Raw genomic sequence first — 19870 nt, 5'->3', positions numbered from 1 at the left:
GTCGCCCTTGGTCTGCAGGAAATAGCACTTCTTATCACAATGACGACAATTTCCGGAAACCTGTACGCCGGGACTTCCGCCCCGGCGACCGGCTTAGATGCGCGTGATGGGCAATCCGCCGGTAACGGCCGCGATCGCGCTGTCGGACAGCCTATTAACCGTCGTTTGCACGCCCACGATGGGGTCATCGTGGTGCTGCGCGACCCCCTGCGCCTTCGCCCAGGCGAACGCGAACGCTTGGTCGGCGGTCAGCCGGTCACCTTCCTGTCGGACGGCGGGGATACCGTACGGTTTGCCCAACTCGGCTTTGGTGACCGCGGTGAGTACGTTCTCGATTGGTTCCACATCGCCATGCGGGTACAGAACCTCGAGCAGATGATCAAGGGTCGGCCGGCACACTGTGACGGTCCCAGCAACGCAGCCTTGATCAAGGCGCTGCATGGCGCCAAGTGGCACCTGTGGCACGGCTGCCCCCATCCGGCGTTGCGCCGACTGGAAAGCCTCGGCTGGGATCTGGACGCTGAGGGCAGCCCCGAAGAGGCCAAACTCCTCGGTAAGCTCGAGGAGTTCATTGTCTACCTCGACAACAACCGGCACTTCATCGTGAACTACGGTGACCGCTATCGGCATGGGGAGCTCATTGCATCAGGTTTTGTCGAGTCGGCCGTCAACCAGGTGGTCAGCAAGCGATTCGTCAAACGGCAGCAGATGGCCTGGCGGCCTCGGCACGCGCACAACCTGCTGCAAATCCGGACCGCCGTGATCAATAACCAGCTCCGGTCTTACGTTGAACGCTGGTATCCCTCCATCGCCGGAGAAGAAGACCACCGCCTTGCCGCTTAGTCAGCCCCCGGTTTGGCGCGGTCTCCGCGCTGGCCGACCGGATTTGTCTGTCCGGACTGCGGCCAAGCTGGCGGATGGCGACTCGGAGACGGGCGATACATGTGCACGCACTGTGGCAGCAGGACATTCGTAACGGCGGGGACCATCTTCGATCGAACTCGTACACCACCCACAGTTTGGTTCGCTGCTTGCTGGAACTTCGCCTGCGGCAAAGACGGAATCTCGGCCCTGAGTCTGAAGCGAACCTTGCAGATTGGTTCCTATCAGACGGCTTGGGCCATGCTGCATCGGTTGCAATCGGTGTTGGTGCGTCCCGATCGGGAACGCCTGCGTGGAAGGGTAGAGGTAGATGAAACTTACATCGGCGGTATCGAGCCGGGGTTGATCGGAGGACGCGCTCAAGGCAAGAAGGTACTAACCTGTATTGCAGTCGAGCTCCTTCAGCCCAGCGGGCTCGGCCGCTGCCGTATGGTACCCATTGCGAATGCCTCAACGGAGTCACTGCAGGCGTTCGTGTTAGCCAACGTGGAGCCAGGGGCAACGGTGGTCACCGACGGTTGGCCGGGCTACCGGGGATTGGAGCAGAACGGCTACATCCATGAGCGTCGCAGTCAGCGGGCAGCTCGCGCGCGTGGGGAAGACCCGGGCGCGCTGTTGCCAGGCGTGCATCGAATTGCATCCCTGGCGGGACGCACCAAGGAGCGGTGGACGCTGCGCACTTACCCAGCTATCTCAACGAATTCGTGTTCCGCTTCAACCGCCGACGTTCACGCAGCCGCGGGCTCCTGTTCTACCGGATCTTGGAGCTCGCTGTCGCTCAGGACTCCGTGCGCTACCAAGACCTGACGCACAAGAAGAGTCCCAAGGCCGTGCGTCCGACGCCACCGCGGAAACGCGGACATCCTCCCAGTCTCGATCGCCCTCGGCAAAATCGGCCGTGGAGACGTGACGACTCCGATTAAATGGATACCCCAATGGCCTCATTTCTTACAGTGAATCGAACCAACTACGTGTCTTGAGGGACATCAGTCTTCTGCGTTCCTCAAGAAAGTTGCCATAATCGTTAATGTTCCCGTCGAGCATGCTCTCGGGAATGCAATTCATGCGGAAGTTCGCCAGCAAATTCTCCCTATCTGTAATTCCACCATATTTCTTCGCACCTCCAGCCGCCTGATCGGCCAGCTCCGCGAAGTAGACTTCGGGTGCCTTGGCACCGATAGCAATATTAATCTCGCTCTGGGCGACCACGAAATTTGCGATCTGATTGTACGCCCCCCGCGACTTTCCATTGTTCTTCAAGTGCTGCTTAGGATAGACGTGATGCACATCTGCCCGGTTGAGTAGCAGATCGGTAACAGTAATGTCCCTTGAAAGGAAGCCCTTGTCCCCAAGTTTTACTTGAGCAGCCTGATAACAGCGGAAGTAAGGACTGTTGATCGAAGAAGTATCCATGAATTGGGGCAACATGCCGGTCCAAAAGCTGTCCGGAATTTCATTCGGAATCACCGACTCCGCGAATGCCACGACCCCACGGCTATCGATCTGGCGGATGTCGAAATCAAAAGTTGACTCGGGCGACCCACTGTAGCGCCCGCGTAGCATGGACATTGCGAACCAGCGCCGAACCAGTTGCTCCAGTTGCGCCGCCGGTACGTTCTCCCGGCGTCCGCGCAAATACAAAATGTAGGCGAAGTTGATCGCGTTTTGGCTGCCGATCATGTCGCTCAAGATAAACCCTGCTGATCGCAAGATCATGGTGATGCGATCGAAGTGAGTCTTGTTAACAAAGGCCAGGATACCTTGCTTAAGGGTGTCAAATGAAGTTTCGGCGATGGCATCCTCGTATTGCTTGGTTTCAAAATTGCGACCCGACAGTAGCGCAACGAGATCCTGAAGCTTGCCCCGACCGAACTCCGAGGTGAAGGCTACGCGCAGCATGTCTGTATAGGTGGGGTCGTAGATGTCGTCGTTGACGTCCGCGATCCACTTCATCTTGTTGAAGAATTCCGACTCGACAAAGGCGCTGTCGCCTTTTCTGATTTTGGCTAGGAATTCTGGCGCAATGGCCAAGTGGCAGAAGTAGTCGATGGCTTTGCGCAGCAAGTTACCGCCATAGCTAGTATTGACCGCGATCTTCGACATGGCGAAGTCGGCCTGTGACAGAGGCGAGCCGGCTGAGTTGACTCGGATGAAAATCTCAGTGACCGTTTCTATGTCTAGGTCTTCGGCCAACTCAATGATGCCAACATGGTTGTGTATGATTCCTCGCAGTTTCTCGATGACTTTGAAGATCTTGTCTTGAGAGGTCTCGGGATTGGCCCCACAGTATCCTGCGACTAGGTGGAACAGACTGGTTGAGGGCTCGAACACCTCAGCCACATCCGGAATCCACGCCACGTTCTTGCGGATGGCTGGGTTGGCCACCTCAAAGCGCTCCTCCTGCGGATTGAAGGCAATGCGAATCTGTACCGTCTCGTAGTCGTCGGTGAGAACTTCGACTCCAAGGAGGGAGGCCATCAGCGCCGTCACGCGCTGCTGTCCGTCGATCAGGATACGCTTGCCGGCCGAGGTAGACCCGTCCTTGAGCCTGACGGTGGGATTGCGCCAAGCAATTAGGTAGCCGACCGGATAGCCTTGGTACAGAGAGTCCAAAAAGTTGCGCACCTTGGTGGCCTCCCATACGAATGGGCGTTGGATCTCTGGTATGGCGATTTCGCCGGATTTCACCCATGTAAGTAGGGTTTCAATTGGATGCGGAGTGACGGAATAACGTTGAGTCGACATTCTCAATCCCTTTGTTTGCTCAGCCTGTACGCTTTATACAACGCGCAGGAACCAACCTACTTATTCGAGTTGGCACCATCTCAGATCCTCAAGAGGCTGATCCCCAGAGTGTAATGCTGGTAAGCTCCTCAAGTCGAATAGCTTTTGGCTTTCCGCGCGCTCCCGGACGGCGACAAGTTTTTCATCTGGGATCTGCAGCCGTTTGCATGCGGAAGTGTAAACATCTTTTCTGTTTCTTCTTGATTGAACGGCGTGCGGAACATTAAATTCCGCCGTCCTACTTCCAATCGTGGTGAACAGGATGTCGCGCGAGCCGTCGCTGCAGCCGCTGTCCTTGTCGGAAACGGTGCCCAGAAACTTGTATTCTCCGACCTCCTCTGTGCAACCGAAGACGGCGACGATTCTGCTCCGGCCACGTCTTCGTATAGCGACGCGGGCGTGGGGCGTCAGACTAATCCAGCTGTCCGCACAGGCGCTGGATCTTCAGCACCTTCACCTGATGGGTATTTTGTCCGTGAATGCCCAGCAGTCCTACGTCGCCCGCCGACAGGCCGAGAAGCGCTTGTGCCAGAGGGGTGGCCTCGTTGACGAGACCCATCTTCGGATTGCTCGCGCTATCGACGATCAGTACGCTGTTACGCTCTTGCGGGTTGTTCATCAGGCAATACGTGACGCGGTCGCCGACTTCCACGAAGATGTCGTCAGCGCCGTCTGATGCGCTCGACAGTTCCTCGGCCAATGTGGTGGCGACCTGGTCCTCGGCGATCTGAGTCTCGTTGGTGTCTGGCTCGATGTCTTCGTAGTCTTCCTCATCGACCTCATTGATCTCCTCGGGCACCTCCGGTCCCTCCAGGGCGCTGAGGCGTCGACGCTCGGCCAGGAAGCGGCGCAACCGGTCGATCTCCTTGCGCGGATCGTAAAACCAGTCCGTGGACCAGATGCGGTAAATGCGCTCCTTCCATCCGAGCGATTCGAGGATCTCCTGTCGGATGCGATCCCGGTCCCGGACTGAGAAGCCACTGTGATAGGTGGCGCCGTCGCATTCGATGGCGGCAAGAAACTCTCCCGGCCGGTCTGGATTGCGCACGGCCATGTCGAGGAAAAAGCCGGCAACGCCCAACTGCGACTTCACGTCGTACCCCAGACTCCGGATGACATTCGCCACGGACACTTCAAAGTCGCTGTCGGGCTCGCGCTCGCACTCGTCAGTCGCGACCAACACCCCGCGTCTGGCGAAGTCGAGGTAGTCCCTAAGCGCCTTCGTGCCGAGGGGTGTGCGATCGTCGACGACGATATCCTCGGCCGTCATGGAAGTGAACAACTCGACGCGTCGCTTGGAGCGGGTGAACAACACGTTCAGGCGTCGCCAGCCGTCTGCGCGGCTAATGGGGCCAAAATTCTGTCGCGGCTTGTTTGTGCCAGGCACCTTGCCGAACGTCGTTGAGATGAAAATGACATCGCGCTCATCGCCCTGGACGTTCTCAAGGTTCTTGACAAAGAAGGGCCAGCCTGCGGCCTCCCAGCGCTCCATGAAGGCTGCGCCCTCGTGGAAGGTCTTGAGTTTCTTTTCCAGCAACTCCTCGATCAGTTCGCGCTGGGTCTGATTGAGTGTCACTACCCCGAGCGATTCGTCGGGCCGCTTCAGCATGTGCTCAAGGACAGCGTCGCACACGCGCTGGGCCTCCGGCACGTTCTGTCGATCTTTGTACGCGCCTCCCTTCACATAGCGGTATTTCAGCCCGAGCCTGCCGTTCTTGGCATATGGCGAGGGGAAGACGATCAGGTTCTTGTAGAAGTGATGGTTGGAGAAGGCAATGAGGGATTCGTGCTGCGAGCGGTAGTGCCAGCGCAGGCTTCGTACCGGGGAGAAGAGTTGCTGGCAGATGTCAAGAATGCTCTCCATGCCACTGACCGCGGCAGGTGCCTCTTCGTCCTCACCGTCTCCCGCGTCGAGCATGCGGTCAAAGAAGCTGGTGGGCGGCAACTGCTTCGGATCGCCAACGACAACCAGTTGCGAGCCGCGTGCAATGGCGCCGAGGGCTTCCTCCGGACGCAACTGCGAGGCCTCATCCATGACGATCAGGTCGAACGCGAGTGCCCCCTGTTCCAGATATTGGGCGACAGACAAAGGTCCCATCATGAAACAGGGCTTGAGTTCCTGTAACGCCTTTCCCGCGCGCTTCAACAATTGACGGATTGGGATGTGGCGGCGCTGCTTGTTGATTTCGCGGCGCAGCAGGTGCATTTCCGTGTAGTCGCCCACAGTGGCGCCGCACTGGCCTTCCGGAACATCGGTATTCTTCGCAATCTGGCTAGCGAAATCCATGCCCGTGAGTGAGACAATCTCGGCGTCGAGGACTTGATAGTCGATGCGCCTTTTCTCGTGGTGGCTGCCATCAAAGCGGGTCAACTCGGGAAACTTCTTGTAGATGGCGTGGCCGATGGATTGATAGGTCGCGAATTCGAACGCGGCTATCAGCGCGGACGAGGGAATTCTGCCGGATTCGAGGGCTGCCGCGAACTGGCCTATCCCTTCGGTGGTGGCTTGTTCTCGAAGCGAGAGGTATTTGGACCAAGGCAGCACGGATTCAGGGGAGTTGGCGACGGCCTGAAGGCGCGTCTTGATCGCAGAAGGCGTCTCGCGCGAGTGTGTGGAACGCACAGGCTGTTGCCATTCGCTCCACGACAGCGAGCCGTAGGAAGCGAGGCTTTCCACAGTCTCACGGGCTTGGCGGCAGCCATCAGTGATATCCGCATAGATGCGCTGCGCGCGGTCGAGCGCGCTCGGAGCGTCGGCGGACAGTAGGCGCCTGCACATGGCGGTCGGGATGCCCAACCTCCAGATTGCGGCACCCCATTTGTGCGTGGTCGAAAGGGACTCCAGGTCGGTGTTGATGCCCTTGTAAGCGTCACCGAGACTTGCTTGAACGTCGTGGGAATCGGCCAGGCCGTTCAGGATAATTTGCGCGTGGGCTTGCTCGGCCGAGGCTGCGAAGAAGTCCTCAGCGGAGGCGCCAGCTCGACAAAGAGGGGCGACCCGCTCAAGAACGAGTCGTGCCGCCGTTGTGCTCTCGTACGCAGCCTCTGTCAACCCGGTCCAGTCGGAGAAGCGGTTTGAGGCGGGAGCGGCCGCCACGCACGCCCACGCCTCCTCGAATTCTTGTCTCGCCTTGACGAACGCGTGTGCGTCAGAAATGAGGGCGTCATCACCTACAAACCCAGCGGCTTGCTGCGCAAGTTGCGCGGTCATCGTCACTTGAGAACTGATGGCCGGCAGTACATCGCACCACGGTCCGATCGCCAGATCGGTTAGACGCCCCAATTCTTCACCGCCCGCTTCCCTGAGCGCCTGACGTCCTTCCATCAGCAATGAGAGTTCCGCCGCCACGCCGTCGAGGCCCACACGGATTTCCATGAGAGACAGGGCCATGCGTGGGGAAAGGCTCAGTTCGGCGTATTCTTTGAAAAAGCCAGTCACGGCTCCGATGCTTTCGATGGCCTTGCGAAGGGTGTCGAGGCCAGTCTTCCAAGTCTGCGCCTTGGCCTCTCGAAAGCCGGCGATGTCGGCCCCGAGAATCGATTTGATGGCAGCTTCGCAGTCTACGAGCCGCTTGGTGTCGGACTTCACCTGGTCGGCCCGGGTCGCCAGCTGCAAGAGTCGTTCGGCAGGAATGGTGCTCAGATTGACCTTGGTCGCGAGGCCCGGACATGCGTTCAGAATCCGACGACTGGACCTGTACCAGTCATAAAGCGAGGCGATTTTCCTCGCATCGGTGTCCAACCCGCGAAAGAGGCTTCCAAAGCACGCCCGGAGTTCCGAACTCGCAACGAAAGCGTCCTTCGCCTCGATCCATGCCTTGAGCCTGGCCAACTCGTCCGAGCGCTGCTTGCCAGTCATCTTGCGTTTTTCTTTGCAAAGCCCGGCATGCAGCCGCGTGGCCTTACGGTAGTCCCTGTTGAGGAAGGAGAAGAAGCCATCCTTGCTACGCAACACTCTTACCGCGGAATCGAGTTCCGCGAGGGGCGGTACCGAATCGAGGTAGAGTCGGGGCTCGAACGCGAGTTTCTCAAACGAGTATCCGGCGAGTGAGGCGCGAAGTTTTGCTAGGAGGTCGCCCGTGGCCTCCTGCCCGTAGGTGGGCATGCGGTAGTCGAGAAGATCCGCGGGGGCTGCCGCGGCAATCTCGGCCAGCGCGTGCAATTGAGCAATCCCGACTTCGGTCGAGTCGATTTCGAGCCCGAGCTGCGCAACTGTCTGCTGGCAGCCGGCCAGCGCCTCGAAACACGCCGCGACTTCCCGTTCGAGAAGTCCGTGTAGCCGCTGGAGTTCGCTCGTGGGCGTATCGGTCAATGCAAAGGCGGCCAAACGACGGGCCTCAGTTAAGGAGGCGGCCGTGATCGGGACGTCCTTGCTAAGTCCGGGAAGTCCGTTCGGACAGGCAAGTCGGGCCGCCGACTCGGGCGAGGTATCGAAGGGCAGGCCGCTCCTCAGTGCGATCGGTCGCACGCGTTGGATGGCTTGCTCAATGGCACCGACGGCGTCGCTAACTGCTGCGGCCCGCGAAGCCACGGAATGTGGGGAAAACTTGCTAAGCTCCGCCAGAAAAGGCTTGCTCACGCTCGCCAGGAACGCTTCCTCCACCACCTTGTCTGCCGGGCGGTATGGGTATCCCGCGAGGCGTGCCGAAGTCGCGAACGCCTCGATGGTAGTTTCCGCCCTGGCTATCGTCTGCAAAGACTCGCGGATGTCAGCCGCCAGCAGGACGGGATCCAACCGATGCGTTTGCGCTAGCGAACGCACCTCGTCCGCCTCCTGCTTGGAGAGACTCGCCTCGTCCAGCAATACCGTGGCCGCCGCCGTCAATCGTGTGCGGGCATGGCTGACCAGCTTGGTTACGTCCGCGAGCGCGCGCGCGCTGCGCTCGCCATTGGGGTCGGCCTGCGCATCGAACATAGTCGGAAGCAGGGTGGGATCGGCCCCCGCTGGGAACGCTGGCGCGGTTGCCAGGAGAGAACACGTCTTGGACGCCTCGGTGGTAGCCGGTTGCTCGTCAAGGCGGAAGAATTTCACCGCTTCCTCAGCTGCGGCGTCGGCGAGAATGGCATGATCCAGTGCTTGCTGAATAATCCTGGCGATGGCCTCGTCATCGGATGGAAAGAGGGGCTTGGGGCGAAAGCCCCACCACGGATGGCGAGTATCGAAATTTCCGATGGCGTCGTAAAGTTCAGCCAGGGCGGCGATCGATGACCGGCGAGACTCAATGTCTGCAAGGGCCCATTTCGGTGCGTCCCTAAGCCCGATAGCCTTGGCCTCGGCAGTAAGGTCCCCGAGTTCCTGTCTGCGGCGTTCCACCGCCCAAAACACCTCATTCACTGTCAGTCCGAGGGCGTTCCCCACGCGGCTGCCCATCAACTCGGCGTGGCGGGCCAAGTTGGTCTTGTGCTCCTGGAGCGTAGCGACTTTGGCTTTGAATTGAGTCGGCGCACGGAAGCGCTGCTCGATGCGAGCCCGAATGTCCTCGAGGAACTTCGCCTTCTGCGTCTTGTGCGAATGCAATTCGAGGCAGAAATGTCCCAAACCCGCTTGGTTCAGGCGGTGACGAACCACCTCCAGAGCGGCCAGCTTCTCCGAGACGAACAACACCTTTTTGCCCTGAGATAGGGCCGCAGCAATGATGTTTGTGATGGTTTGGGACTTGCCGGTGCCGGGCGGGCCGTTGATGACCAGATTCTTGCCCGCAAGAACGTCAACGATCGCACTGTGCTGTGAAGAGTCCGCGTCGTAAATGAGTCCTGGTGAATCCTCGGGCAGGTCATCGATGCGGTAATCCTCGGCAAAGAGAGCGCCGTCGCTGCCGGAGCCGCCCGAGAACACGGATTTGATCAACTTGTGGCGCAGCAGCCCCGGGTTCTTCTTTGGATCCAGGTCCGACCAGATCGCCAGCTTGCCAAACGAGAGCATGCCCAGTGTGATTTGCCGGCGTACCTTCCATCGTTTGTGGTTCTTGATCGTTTTCTCGATACGGACAAAATAGGCCTCTGGTTTTTCGTCCTCTTCGAAGTCAGGGAGGGCGAGCAAGAAGTCCCGGCGCAGCTTTTCCCGGAGCGTGTGGTTTTCGGTCAATTCCTCCCCGTTGTGCTGCACCGCATACCTATAGGTGCCCGTCTCCCGGTCGATCTCGGCGCGCGCTAGATTGACCGGCAGCGACAGAAGCGGGGCCTGCAGTGCTCGCGTGGACTCGTCGCTGTCGTAAAACTCCAGGAAGCCGAAGACAAGGAACAGCATGTTGCTGCCAGTCTCCTCAATCGCCGTTTTCGCCTCGCTCGCGATCTTGCGACACTGGCGTTCCAAATCCGCTGGATAGAGCAGCGTCTGAATGCCGTTTAGCTTGCGACCGCTCGAGCGTGCAGGACTGGGCGGAAACTCGAATGCCGTGGCGATGCCAAGCTCGAGGGCGTGCTGCTTGACCTCGGGGCGCTTCCCCTCGTAAGTATCGGGCGGTGGCTCGGGAACGGACTTGAGGGGGACTCCCTTGCCGTCGACGATAAGGCGCTCCAACACCAGACCAATGTTGGGCTCGCCCGCGATCTGAATGGCGTGCCCTTTGGGATGACGGTAGTTAAGTAGTCGATTGCGCGCGGACAGATCGAGAAGCCTTGTTCTCAGGCGCTCGATCGCGTCCACGACTGAGATTTCGCCCGAGAAAATCTCGCCGACCAGCGCCGTCGCGTCACTCTCCTGGTATTCGACTCGCATCATAACTCCCTTTGTTATTGGTCTCCGGGCCGTTTACCTCTGCCTCAGGATAAAACCATGAGGGAATGCATCGCCATCGATCATTGGAATGAGGCAATTTAGCCTAGTGCAGGCTGCACGTTACATGGATGTTTCGCGGGCGACGGCTCAGTGGCGTGGGCTCGCGCGTGTCCAGCAGGGGAGTAACTCTGGCCAGGCTATTGCGCCTAGTTCACCGTCAAAAATCTATCGAGATGTCCCCGCTCGACACCACTCCCGGTATGCCTCGGCGAGCACAAATTGCGCGTTCGCGCCACCGGCCTTCGCTAGTAACATACCGGCGACGAAGTTGTTGATATCACGTCCGTCTCACCCATCTGAAAGTCGGCGTATCAGGACTGCCATAGCGAACCCAGTAGGATCTTGCGCTGCCGCCTGCTTGAGGGCGGCCGCGGTGGCATAGGTGCGCCCTTGCTGAACTTGGCTGTGTCTTGTGCCGCTGCCTCAACTCTGGCCATCGCGTGGGCAGTGAACACGCCGCGCCGAGCCCGCCTTGACGCCGTCCTCTATCTCGAGAACTGCGCTACCGAACAACACCGCCAGACTTGAGCAATCCCGCAACTGCATCCGCACGCCGGACACCCGCGCCGATAAAGTGAGTTGGTACTCGCGCGGCGAGCTCTAGAATGTCGGCCTTTGATGCCTGCGCGAACGCTTGCCTCAATTTCCCCTGTATCCCAGCCGCCCGGGTTCGCTCTAGCGAATTCAGACTCCGGCGTAGATAGTCTGGCAGCGAGATCTGGTTCATGGAGACCCATTTTTTGTAAGGTATGTAGGGGACTGCCAGCGCACTCACACTAAGGAGCTATTTTGGCCGGTTGTTATGGCTCGATTACCCCTCGGAAGCAGGGGTAGCCGGGTTGAGGATGGCCATGGCTGCAGGCGCACGCCGCGGCCCAGGAGGAACTGGAGGCCGCGTGCCGGCAGTTGGCGGAGTTGCGCACACAATTCTCGACGGAGCTCCAGCACGCCCGCGAGCTGGTGGCCATCGCCCAGGAGCGCACCGCGCGCCAGAAGAGCTGCGGTCGGAACTTGCGGCGGCGCGCAGCGAGGCCCGGGACGCGGCGGTGGCGCAGGCCGAGGCGCGCGCCCGGCTCGAAACGCAGGCCGCAGCGCTCACCGATCGGCTCGCGGCCGCCGAGCAGGCGCAGCGGAAATCAATCAGCGACCTGGACATCGTGCAGGCAGAGCTGGCCGCGGCGCAGCGCCGGGCCGAACGCGCCGAAGCCGAAGCGGCGCTCGCGCGTCAGCTGCTGGCAGAATTGCGGGTGGCGCCGCGCGAGCGAGACGGTGGCGGTGGGCGGCGGCGCAAGGCCGTGGGCCCGGCGCCGACCGAGAAGCCAGTACAGAGCGAACAACAGGGCAAAGAACAGGGTGCGCCTACGGCCTCCCTCAACCCAGATGACGGCAACGATGGCAACGAAGGCAAGTGAAAATGAGCGGGCGGACGCGATCCGCTGGATCCAGGCCCAGATGGCCGATTATGGGCTGACGATGGAGAAGCTGGAAGCGGCGGGGTGCTTTAATCCGCCGCCACCCCCTCCGCCGCCGGTCAGCTACCGCAACGCCCAGGGAATGAGCTGGGACGGGCAGGGCGAGATGCCCGATTGGCTGCGGCGGGCGGTCAATGCTGGGCAGAACGTGGAGTTTTTTCGGGCGGGGTAAGTTGCCGGCGCAATAGACCAAGCGGTCGCGAGGTTTTGGGGAGGGCCTCTCCGGCGTTCGCCTGGCGCTACGGCACCGAAATGCGCGGTGCATGGGGGTTAGATAGAGCAATTCTAGAAGCACGACCTGCCACACAACTGGCCGCCGGGCCAACGCTTCAACGCAGGGCCGCGGCATAAGTGTGACCAGGGAACAAGACACCCGGACCAAGACGTAGTCCTGTTCAGCAACCCCAAACGCAGTCAGCTATCAGGAACCGATCACCACACAGTCTGTCGATGCCTCCACCGGGTACGTCGGTGGACTGGCGAGGCGCAGCCAAGCATGAGGAACGCAGTTGGCGCGCCATAGACGGACCGCTTTCGCTACCGAAATCGAAGCCGGAGGATCAACCTATTTGCTCCCTCGCCTCAATAGTGAGGGTAAACCTCTGCAACTTTTGGCGTCGCAGGAAAGCCGTCCTCCCCCTTCCCCCACCTTGCAAAATAATGTAACTTTGTTTTTACAGTGGCGGCCTCCAATGCGACCAACCAATAAAGCGGCGTCGGCAAAAAAGAAGGTGGTATCGAGCGCGACATCGCGAATGAACATCCGGACCAAGTATGCCGACCTACAGCAATTACTCGGGAGAGATTGCGAGCAATCTCCAGAATTTTCGAGTCAAGGGTCAAAAGGAGGCCAGCAAGCACCGGCCGCCTCCTGACGCGACTTCGCTAGACCTGCACGAGAGCGGGCTGAAGAGCGAAGCTGAAGGTTGGCTGAACACCGAGCAGCGGCTGTTCGACACGACCGTAACGGAGGTTTCGCGCAGCTTGATGGAGGCGCGGCAGAAGGCCATTGAATTGCGCACCAGCTTTGACCAGCTAGTTCGGGACGACACCGCCACTAGCGCCGTTGAAGCTGACCTTGCCGGCGACCGCCCCGTCTTAGTGAAAACAACCGAGGCCCGCCTACGCGCGGAGGCGGACATCCGGTACTACAAGGCAGCAAATAACATCCACGAAGAGCCCAGATACCCGGATAGCACGCTGTGGCACTTCGGCGTGCTCGCCATACTCGCGCTCCTTGAGGTGGTGGTAAATGCCTTTTTCTACGAGAATAGCCAAGGCCTGTTGGGCGGTGTCGTCGTCGCCATGGGAATTGCCGCGCTGAATATGGGGGCAGCGCTTGGCTTGGGCTACTGGTTCTGCTTCAAGAACCTCGCCTCCATTGACAAGAAGGTGGTCGGCTGGGCGTGCCTGGTCGCCTTCGTGTTCGTGGCTGTCTTTTGCAATTCGCTATTCGCGTCCTTCCGAAGCGAATATCAGCTGGTCGCCGACCCTTCTGAATTTGTCCAAGTGAAGGAGGCCTTCCAACGAGCTTGGCCTGAGGCGCTGCTCATCTTTCGTGGAAGCCCCCGATTCCAAGACCACTGGAGCTTTATCCTCTTCGGTGTTGGCATCGTCTTGAGCGTATGGGCGTTCTACAAAGGCTACACCCTGGATGATAAATACCCCGGTTACGGCTTAAAGGACCGAAATTACAAGGCTGCGATTGCGGCCGAGCACGAACAGCAGGGCAAAGTCCGGCAGAAGGCCAAGGAGCTTCTGCACCATCGCAAGGCTGCTGTTCAGGCGGCATTGCACGAGCCCACCACACAGGTTGGCATGCTGGCTCGGCGGATAGCGGACCTAACTCACGCCCGACAATCTTTGGAGTCGCAGGCCGGGGGGATTCAAAGGGATTACGCCCTCGTCATAGAGGCATACCGCCACGCAAATGCAGCAGTTCGGGCACTCCCCGCACCCGCTTACTTTGCCGAAGCGCCGGTCCTTAGTACGCGCATCGACGGTTCCGCGTCCGAACGTGTCGTCAGCGAACTGGCAACAGTTCAAGAGGAACTGAAAGCTCTGGGCGAGAAACATCGTGAGCCGCTCAATGGGAAGCTGAAGGCTCTTCAAGAGGACACCGCAGAAATTCTCAGCAACACCATGGCGGCCTATCTGAAGGACGTGCAGAAGGAGGCTGAGGACAATATCTCTCGGACCACGCACACCATCAATCGAGTGCAGGCGGCTTAAGACAATGGCTCTTTCGAAAAAGGACAAGAAGGGTCTGGTCTTGATGACCATCGCCGGCGGTGTGTTGCTGGCAATGGTTGGGGGCAAGTTGGCAGTTGGCAGCAAGCCGAAATCTGAGGCAGACGGCTGCGTTGGTGCCGTGACAGCGAATACTGTCATCGTATTTGACCACAGTGAACAGCTGACGGATCAAACGCGTGCAGAAATCGTTGCGCGCGCCCTTGCTTATATTAGAGATAAGACCCAAACCAATGAGCGAGTTACTGTCTTCAACGTGTCTGAGGTCAGCCGGACGTCGCTCGCTCCCGCCTTTAGCAGGTGTAAGCCATCCCAAGCGGGCAACCGATTGGTCGAAGACGTCCGGGGAATCGAAAAGGCCTACAAGCGAGATTTTTTGGAGCCGGTAACCATGGCACTTAGCGCTGCTCCGTCCAATGCTAAGGAGTCACCCATCGCACAGGCCATTATCGATCTCTCACTCAGCCAGTACCTACGAGGGCAGCGTAACACTCTGCTCGTGTTCTCCGACTTGATGGAGCACACACCACCTAAGTTCTCCCTTTATTCGTGCGGCGATGCAGCAAGGACGGTCGCTCTATTTCGAGAGTCCAGACGTGGTGCACAGGAGCGGCCCAAGTTTGCGAATACAAGCGTGTACCTGAACGTTGTCCCGCGAATAGACCTACCTAAAGCAAGTTTGAAGTGTCGAGACCAACTCTGGCCCTGGTTCTTCGGTGATAACGAGGGGGCGGGCGCCAAGGTAGAAATCGACTATCTGCCGGGAGCTTAAGAATGTTGAGTACAAACGCGACGCTTAGTACGTCGCCAGGGCCGGACAGATTTTTTTCGACTCTTCGATGGTGCACTTTTAGTTCCTTCGTCCTTCTCGTCCTCGCGACGGTGATGAGGATGCCGCCGTGGGTCGCCATGTCTGTTGGTGCGCTTCCTTTAGTGTGGTACCACCTCGGATACCTCACTCCTCGCGCGAAGAAGGGGCTGAGCCAGACTGCGATCGACAGTGTCTACTACTTCGGATTTTTGGTTACCATTGCGGCGCTGGGCGTTAGCGCCGTCAGTCTTGCGGTGAGCGGGGGCAAAGAGCCGCTGAACAACATCGCCTTCCAGTTTGGCCTAGGCCTCTTTGCGACCGGTTACGCCGTCATAGCGCGTATGCACCTCTCGAGCGTCACCACCCTTGTTGACGACGCGAGTCCGGAGGCGGTCTTGGACCGCTATGTGCAGAGATCGCGGGAACTGGTTACCAACGTCGAGTTGGCTTCGACTCAGTTCGTCCAGCTATCCAATAACTTGATGGCTAAGTCTCAAGAAGTTGCTGAGACAGCGCGGCTCGCGACGGAGCGGTCCATGTTGGAAGTGGCCCGCGTGTTCGACGAACAGCTGCGGGGGACGCTTGCGTCCGCGCGACAAGGGCTCACAGAGATTCGGGGGCTCGTCAATGAGACTTCGTTTGTTCAGGAGAGAGAGGAGCTGGTCCGCAGTGTCAAGATGACGCTAGAGACCGTCAACCAACTCAACCGGGCTCTGAGTGAATTGGCTCAGCGCTCAGAAGAAGGGGCGCGCACATCCGAAGCGGCGATAGCGGCGTCCTCGGCGCTCAACAGCACCCTGACAACTTTCCGCGAGAACCTGGAGCGGATTGGCGGCAGTGAGGGCCAGATGGTCACCTCCGCGAAAACTTTGGCTCAAGCGCAAACCGTAGTTGCTGAGAGCACAGACGCATTGAGCGGCGTCATGAAGGAACTGAGCGAGATGACGGGCACGGTCTCAGGCATTGGCCTAACCTTCAAAAGTATCAAGACGCTGACCCAAAAGGCGAACGAGCAGATGGAGGCGCTGACGAACAGCTCCAAACGTCTGGACGGAGCTACTCAAAACATTGCGAAATCAGCAAACGCCACCGGTTTGCTTGCGGCAAATCTTGACCGGACTGCGGCAGCTCTACCCCTCCTGGCGGAACAGTCTGTAGCGCTGGAAAGGCGGCTCGGAAATCTCGGTGAGGTTGTGGGCGCTGTCGAGCAACAACTTCAGGCGCTGCCACGGCCAACAGAAGAGGTTATCAACATCAGTGCGGACCTGAAGTCGGCTTTGGCGTCAGTGCAGCAGCTACTCGCGTGCGCAAGTACTGAAGCCAAGAGTCTGGCAGGCCACACCTTGACAACGGCCGAGGCTCTGGAGAAGGCAAACAGGCTTTCGCATGATGTCGCGGCACTCCAAAACACGACAGAGTCAGCTAACAGGATCCTCACTGATCTTGCGGCTACGGTGGAAAAGTTGCATATCAGCCTTAACGACTCCACCGGCTCTCTGAAGTCAGCATTGGCGACGGCGACTCAGTCGCTTGAGAGCGACGTTAAGCGGTCGTCAGACGCCGCTCGGCTATTTGGCGAGCGCTTGACTAACGTAGCCCAAATCATCATCGACCGCACCAAGGAGGAGCGGCCGGCATGAAACGCAGCGATGACGTCTTTTTCTTCACGCTGATTGACTTCCTGCTGCAGATTTTCTTCTTTGGGCTCTTGCTCTTCGTGGTCGGTCTGGTGCTGCAGCAGGAGGAGAGTGCCCAGCGAGCAAAGGATGACCAGGCAATAGAGAAACTGCTGAAGGCAACGGGCGTCTCGAACATCACCGAGCTTACCGACATCCTATCAAAAATGGCTCCGCTCGATCAGATTAGAGGAACAAGTGACTTCCTCGTGAAGAACGGCGGAACAAAGGGCGTGGAGGCTTCAGTGGCAGCGATCAAGGCCGTGGGTGGCGTAGAGAAGATCGGTCTAATGAAGGACCAAGTGAAGCTTCTGTCCGACCGCGTATCGGAACTTGAAGGAGGCTGGGGCAAGGTCTCGTGCATCCCAAATGTCGTCGTAAATGGCAAGTTGCGGCCGAAGTCAATTGCTCGGGTTATCGTAAATGATGGAACCATCATTCTGGAGGATCCCACGCCGGAGATGATCCAGCTCCTTAGATCCCTTGGCCTCGAGTACAACGCGGTGCGGGAGCTCGGGCTCTCTGCTTTCCGCAGAACCTTTGCCCCGGTTGTGGCCAGGCAGCCTGAGTGCCGGTACTTCCTGACGGCTGTTACCCGTACGCAGTACTTGGAGCCGATGCGAGCTGTCTGGTCAACATTCCGAACGCAGTAGTCATGCCGATCACACATGACCACTTGCAACAGCTTCGCCTCAAGCTCGACGAGCTTGAGGCAATTGTGCGTTCTCGCGCGGACGCCCGTTCAGCGGCTGTCCCACAGCCTACCGTGACCACTCCGGAGCCGCTAAGAGCAGATGGAGCTACGACGATAGCGGCAACACGAGCGCAGCCGGTACCCGCAACAGCCTTCCCTAGTGCACGCGACTCGTTTGTCGTGTCCCTATTGACTCGCCTTTTTGGGGTGCGACGATGAGCAGAGTCTTTCGATTATTCGCGTTGTGCATCCTGCTGACTTTCGGGAGCAACTGCCTTGCCATCACCCAAGGACGCATCATTGGAGTCTTGGACGGGGATACGGTGGACCTTCTTACCGATTCCAAGGAACTGATACGCATTCGCCTTGCGGGAATCGACGCCCCAGAGAAGGCACAGTCGTTTGGCAACTTCGCTAAAAAGGTTCTTTCCGACCTTGCATACAACCGAGCGGTGGTCGTTGAAGGAGCCAAGCACGATCGGTATGGCCGCCTCGTAGGGAAGGTGCTTTTGAACGGCGGGGATGTGAACATTGAGATGGTGCGTCGGGGATTGGCGTGGCACTACACGAAATACAAACGCGAGCAGTCGCCTGATGACCGCGTTCAGTACGAGAAGGCGGAGGAGGCGGCTCGCCTGCAGCGACTAGGGCTGTGGCGCGACGCGCACCCTATCGCCCCCTGGGATTTCAGGAAGCGATCGCGAGGGAGCGCCGTTGCCGCACAACGACAGTCCGCTTTGAACTGACGCTGCATTACCCACAAAGGGGCTTGAAGCGGACTTCATCGGTACGCCATGTGGCAATTTTCTGGGGTGATCGGGGGCAATCGAATTTGCCGTGGAGCCCCACCGAAGAGGGGTATAGGGAGAGCCGAGGCAACCCTCTGGTTGCATGCCTCCAAAGCACTGCGCTAGTGGGTGTGCCGCTGGACATGTTGCCGTCATCGGCGGTCGGCCGGATATAAATCGCCTGACTACACCTGCTGCGACGTCCTCACGCGTGGCAGCAGCGAGTTTCATTTTTTGTGAAGAGGATGCCATTGCCGCCGACATTCCGACCTCGCGAAGCGCGAGCCACAATGCCTAGGCGAACGGTCGTGATACCGTCGTGTCGTTTGCCACCCGAATCCGTGCGACTTTCCGTTCCGGCGCCGGCTGATTTCAGCCGGTCGAGACCATCGCAATAGCCCTGCGTTTCACATAGAATTTCGAGTCAGTCGCCGCAGTACCTTTCTGCGGTCGCCATCACCTCGTGGAGGCAGCAACATGCGATTCATTCACGCAGCGGACATTCATCTGGACAGTCCACTTCACGGATTGAGCGCGTATCCGGACGCCCCTGCTGACATGTTGCGCAATGCCACTCGCGATGCCTTCACGGCGTTGGTGACCACCGCTATCGACGAAGAAGCCGACTTCATGGTGATTGCCGGCGACCTCTATGATGGTACTTGGCGTGACCACAACACCGGAATTTTCTTCTGCAAGGAGATGGGACGCCTGCGCCGGGCCGGAATCCCCGTCTACGTGTTGTTTGGTAATCATGACGCGGAAAGCGAAATGACCAAGCAGCTCCAGCTGCCGGATAACGTCCACACGTTCTCGACGCGAAAAGCCGAGACATTCCGTATTGATGAGCTCAAGGTCGCCCTGCATGGACATAGTTTCAAGGAAAAGGAAGTCACGTCCAACTTGGTGACCGCCTACCCAGCGCCGGTCCCTGGTTTCTTTAATATTGGCGTGCTACACACCGCGCTGGAAGGGAACACTGTTCACGCCAACTATGCCCCATGTTCGAGGGTCGAGCTCCATGCCAGGGGCTATCAATACTGGGCCCTCGGTCACGTGCACGAATACGCTATCTGGCGGGAAGCCTCAACCATCGTATTCCCCGGCAATCTGCAGGGCCGCAATATCCGGGAAACCGGTAGACGCGGTGCGGTCACGGTTACCGTTGACGATTCCGGCGACGTTTCTGTTGAGCGGCTACTCATCGATGTCCTGCGTTGGGAGTCTGTAGCGGTAGACGCTTCCGAATGCTCGACACTCAACGATGTTGCACGGGAAGTCGGCCGCCGGCTGGAAGCTCTGGTTGAGTCTGGCTCCGCATCCATTCCCCACGCTGTTCGAGTCACTATAACCGGCGCCTCGAAAGCGCATGGTGAACTCTTCGGTCTCGAGGCTCAACTCCGCTCCGAGGTACTGGGCCAGATTGCGGTCATCAGTCACGACCGGCTATGGCTTGAGAAAGTAAAGGTCGAAACCACGTCGATTGGCAGCGATGAAGACTTGCAAGGCCGAGCAGACGCGATTGCAGACCTTCACGGCCTGTTGGTCGAAGCCGAATCTGACCCCGAATTTCTCAAGATGCTCAAAGAGAGGCTAGTCCCCTTGGTGACACAATCACCACATGAACTGCAGGAGCTAGTACCGGCGCTTTCCCAGGTGCGCAATGACGAATTGCCCCAGCTGGTCCGCGACGTGCGCTCGGGCTTGGTCGCGCAGTTGACAAAGGCGGAGTGAT

The 19870-nt window shown here is 58.9% G+C and carries 10 protein-coding genes and 2 pseudogenes; 10 read left to right on the top strand and 2 right to left on the bottom strand.

The genetic code is table 11. From position 1 onward, the window contains the following. Nucleotides 1-228: 228 nt before the first annotated feature. Nucleotides 229-843, top strand: a pseudogene (locus K307_RS44790) (ISKra4 family transposase); the annotation flags it as partial. Nucleotides 844-855: 12 nt separating this feature from the next. Then, entirely contained in the window at nucleotides 856-1689 is an 834-nt protein-coding gene (locus K307_RS50910; protein WP_080744882.1) for an IS1595 family transposase, read from the top strand. A 141-nt stretch (nucleotides 1690-1830) separates the two neighbouring features. On the opposite strand, the gene K307_RS04645 is transcribed toward K307_RS50910, so the two are convergent. After that, a complete protein-coding gene (locus tag K307_RS04645) occupies nucleotides 1831-3627 on the bottom strand; it encodes a GmrSD restriction endonuclease domain-containing protein (RefSeq protein ID WP_042876629.1) in 1797 nt (598 codons plus the stop codon). 451 nt (nucleotides 3628-4078) lie between these two features. Further along, on the bottom strand, nucleotides 4079-10387 hold the full coding sequence (locus K307_RS04640) for a DUF4011 domain-containing protein (RefSeq protein ID WP_042876627.1): 6309 nt from the start codon (nucleotides 10385-10387) through the stop codon (nucleotides 4079-4081). Between the two features lie 915 nt (nucleotides 10388-11302). Here K307_RS04640 and K307_RS04635 point away from each other — a divergent pair. From K307_RS04635 to K307_RS04600, 8 genes and pseudogenes are all read left to right on the top strand, one after another. Continuing rightward, nucleotides 11303-11856, top strand: a pseudogene (locus K307_RS04635) (KfrA protein); the annotation flags it as partial. After that, the gene (locus K307_RS04630; RefSeq protein WP_042876625.1) at nucleotides 11837-12088 is read left to right on the top strand and encodes an H-NS family nucleoid-associated regulatory protein; all 252 of its coding nucleotides are present in this window, start codon (nucleotides 11837-11839) and stop codon (nucleotides 12086-12088) included. The pseudogene K307_RS04635 and the gene K307_RS04630, both read left to right, overlap by 20 nt. A 602-nt stretch (nucleotides 12089-12690) precedes the next feature. Next, complete coding sequence (locus K307_RS04625; RefSeq protein ID WP_042876623.1) at nucleotides 12691-14148, top strand: hypothetical protein; 1458 nt, start codon at nucleotides 12691-12693, stop codon at nucleotides 14146-14148. A gap of 4 nt (nucleotides 14149-14152) precedes the next feature. After that, on the top strand, nucleotides 14153-14938 hold the full coding sequence (locus tag K307_RS04620; protein WP_042876621.1) for a hypothetical protein: 786 nt from the start codon (nucleotides 14153-14155) through the stop codon (nucleotides 14936-14938). 119 nt (nucleotides 14939-15057) lie between these two features. Beyond that, nucleotides 15058-16617, top strand: a complete 1560-nt coding sequence (locus tag K307_RS04615; protein WP_155301078.1) for a methyl-accepting chemotaxis protein — start codon at nucleotides 15058-15060, stop codon at nucleotides 16615-16617. Continuing rightward, on the top strand, nucleotides 16614-17306 hold the full coding sequence (locus K307_RS04610) for a hypothetical protein (protein ID WP_042876617.1): 693 nt from the start codon (nucleotides 16614-16616) through the stop codon (nucleotides 17304-17306). The genes K307_RS04615 and K307_RS04610 overlap by 4 nt, the downstream gene beginning before the upstream one ends. A 256-nt stretch (nucleotides 17307-17562) precedes the next feature. Further along, nucleotides 17563-18093 carry a thermonuclease family protein gene (locus tag K307_RS04605; protein ID WP_051974654.1) on the top strand — a complete coding sequence of 177 codons (531 nt, stop codon included), beginning with the start codon at nucleotides 17563-17565 and terminating at the stop codon, nucleotides 18091-18093. Between the two features lie 519 nt (nucleotides 18094-18612). Beyond that, entirely contained in the window at nucleotides 18613-19869 is a 1257-nt protein-coding gene (locus K307_RS04600) for a metallophosphoesterase family protein (protein WP_042876616.1), read from the top strand. Nucleotide 19870: the final 1 nt, after the last annotated feature.

The organism is Cupriavidus necator A5-1 (assembly GCF_000744095.1).
Classification (GTDB): domain Bacteria; phylum Pseudomonadota; class Gammaproteobacteria; order Burkholderiales; family Burkholderiaceae; genus Cupriavidus; species Cupriavidus necator_A.
Note: the sequence above shows the minus strand (reverse complement) of the source record. Positions and strands in the feature narration are given on the sequence as shown.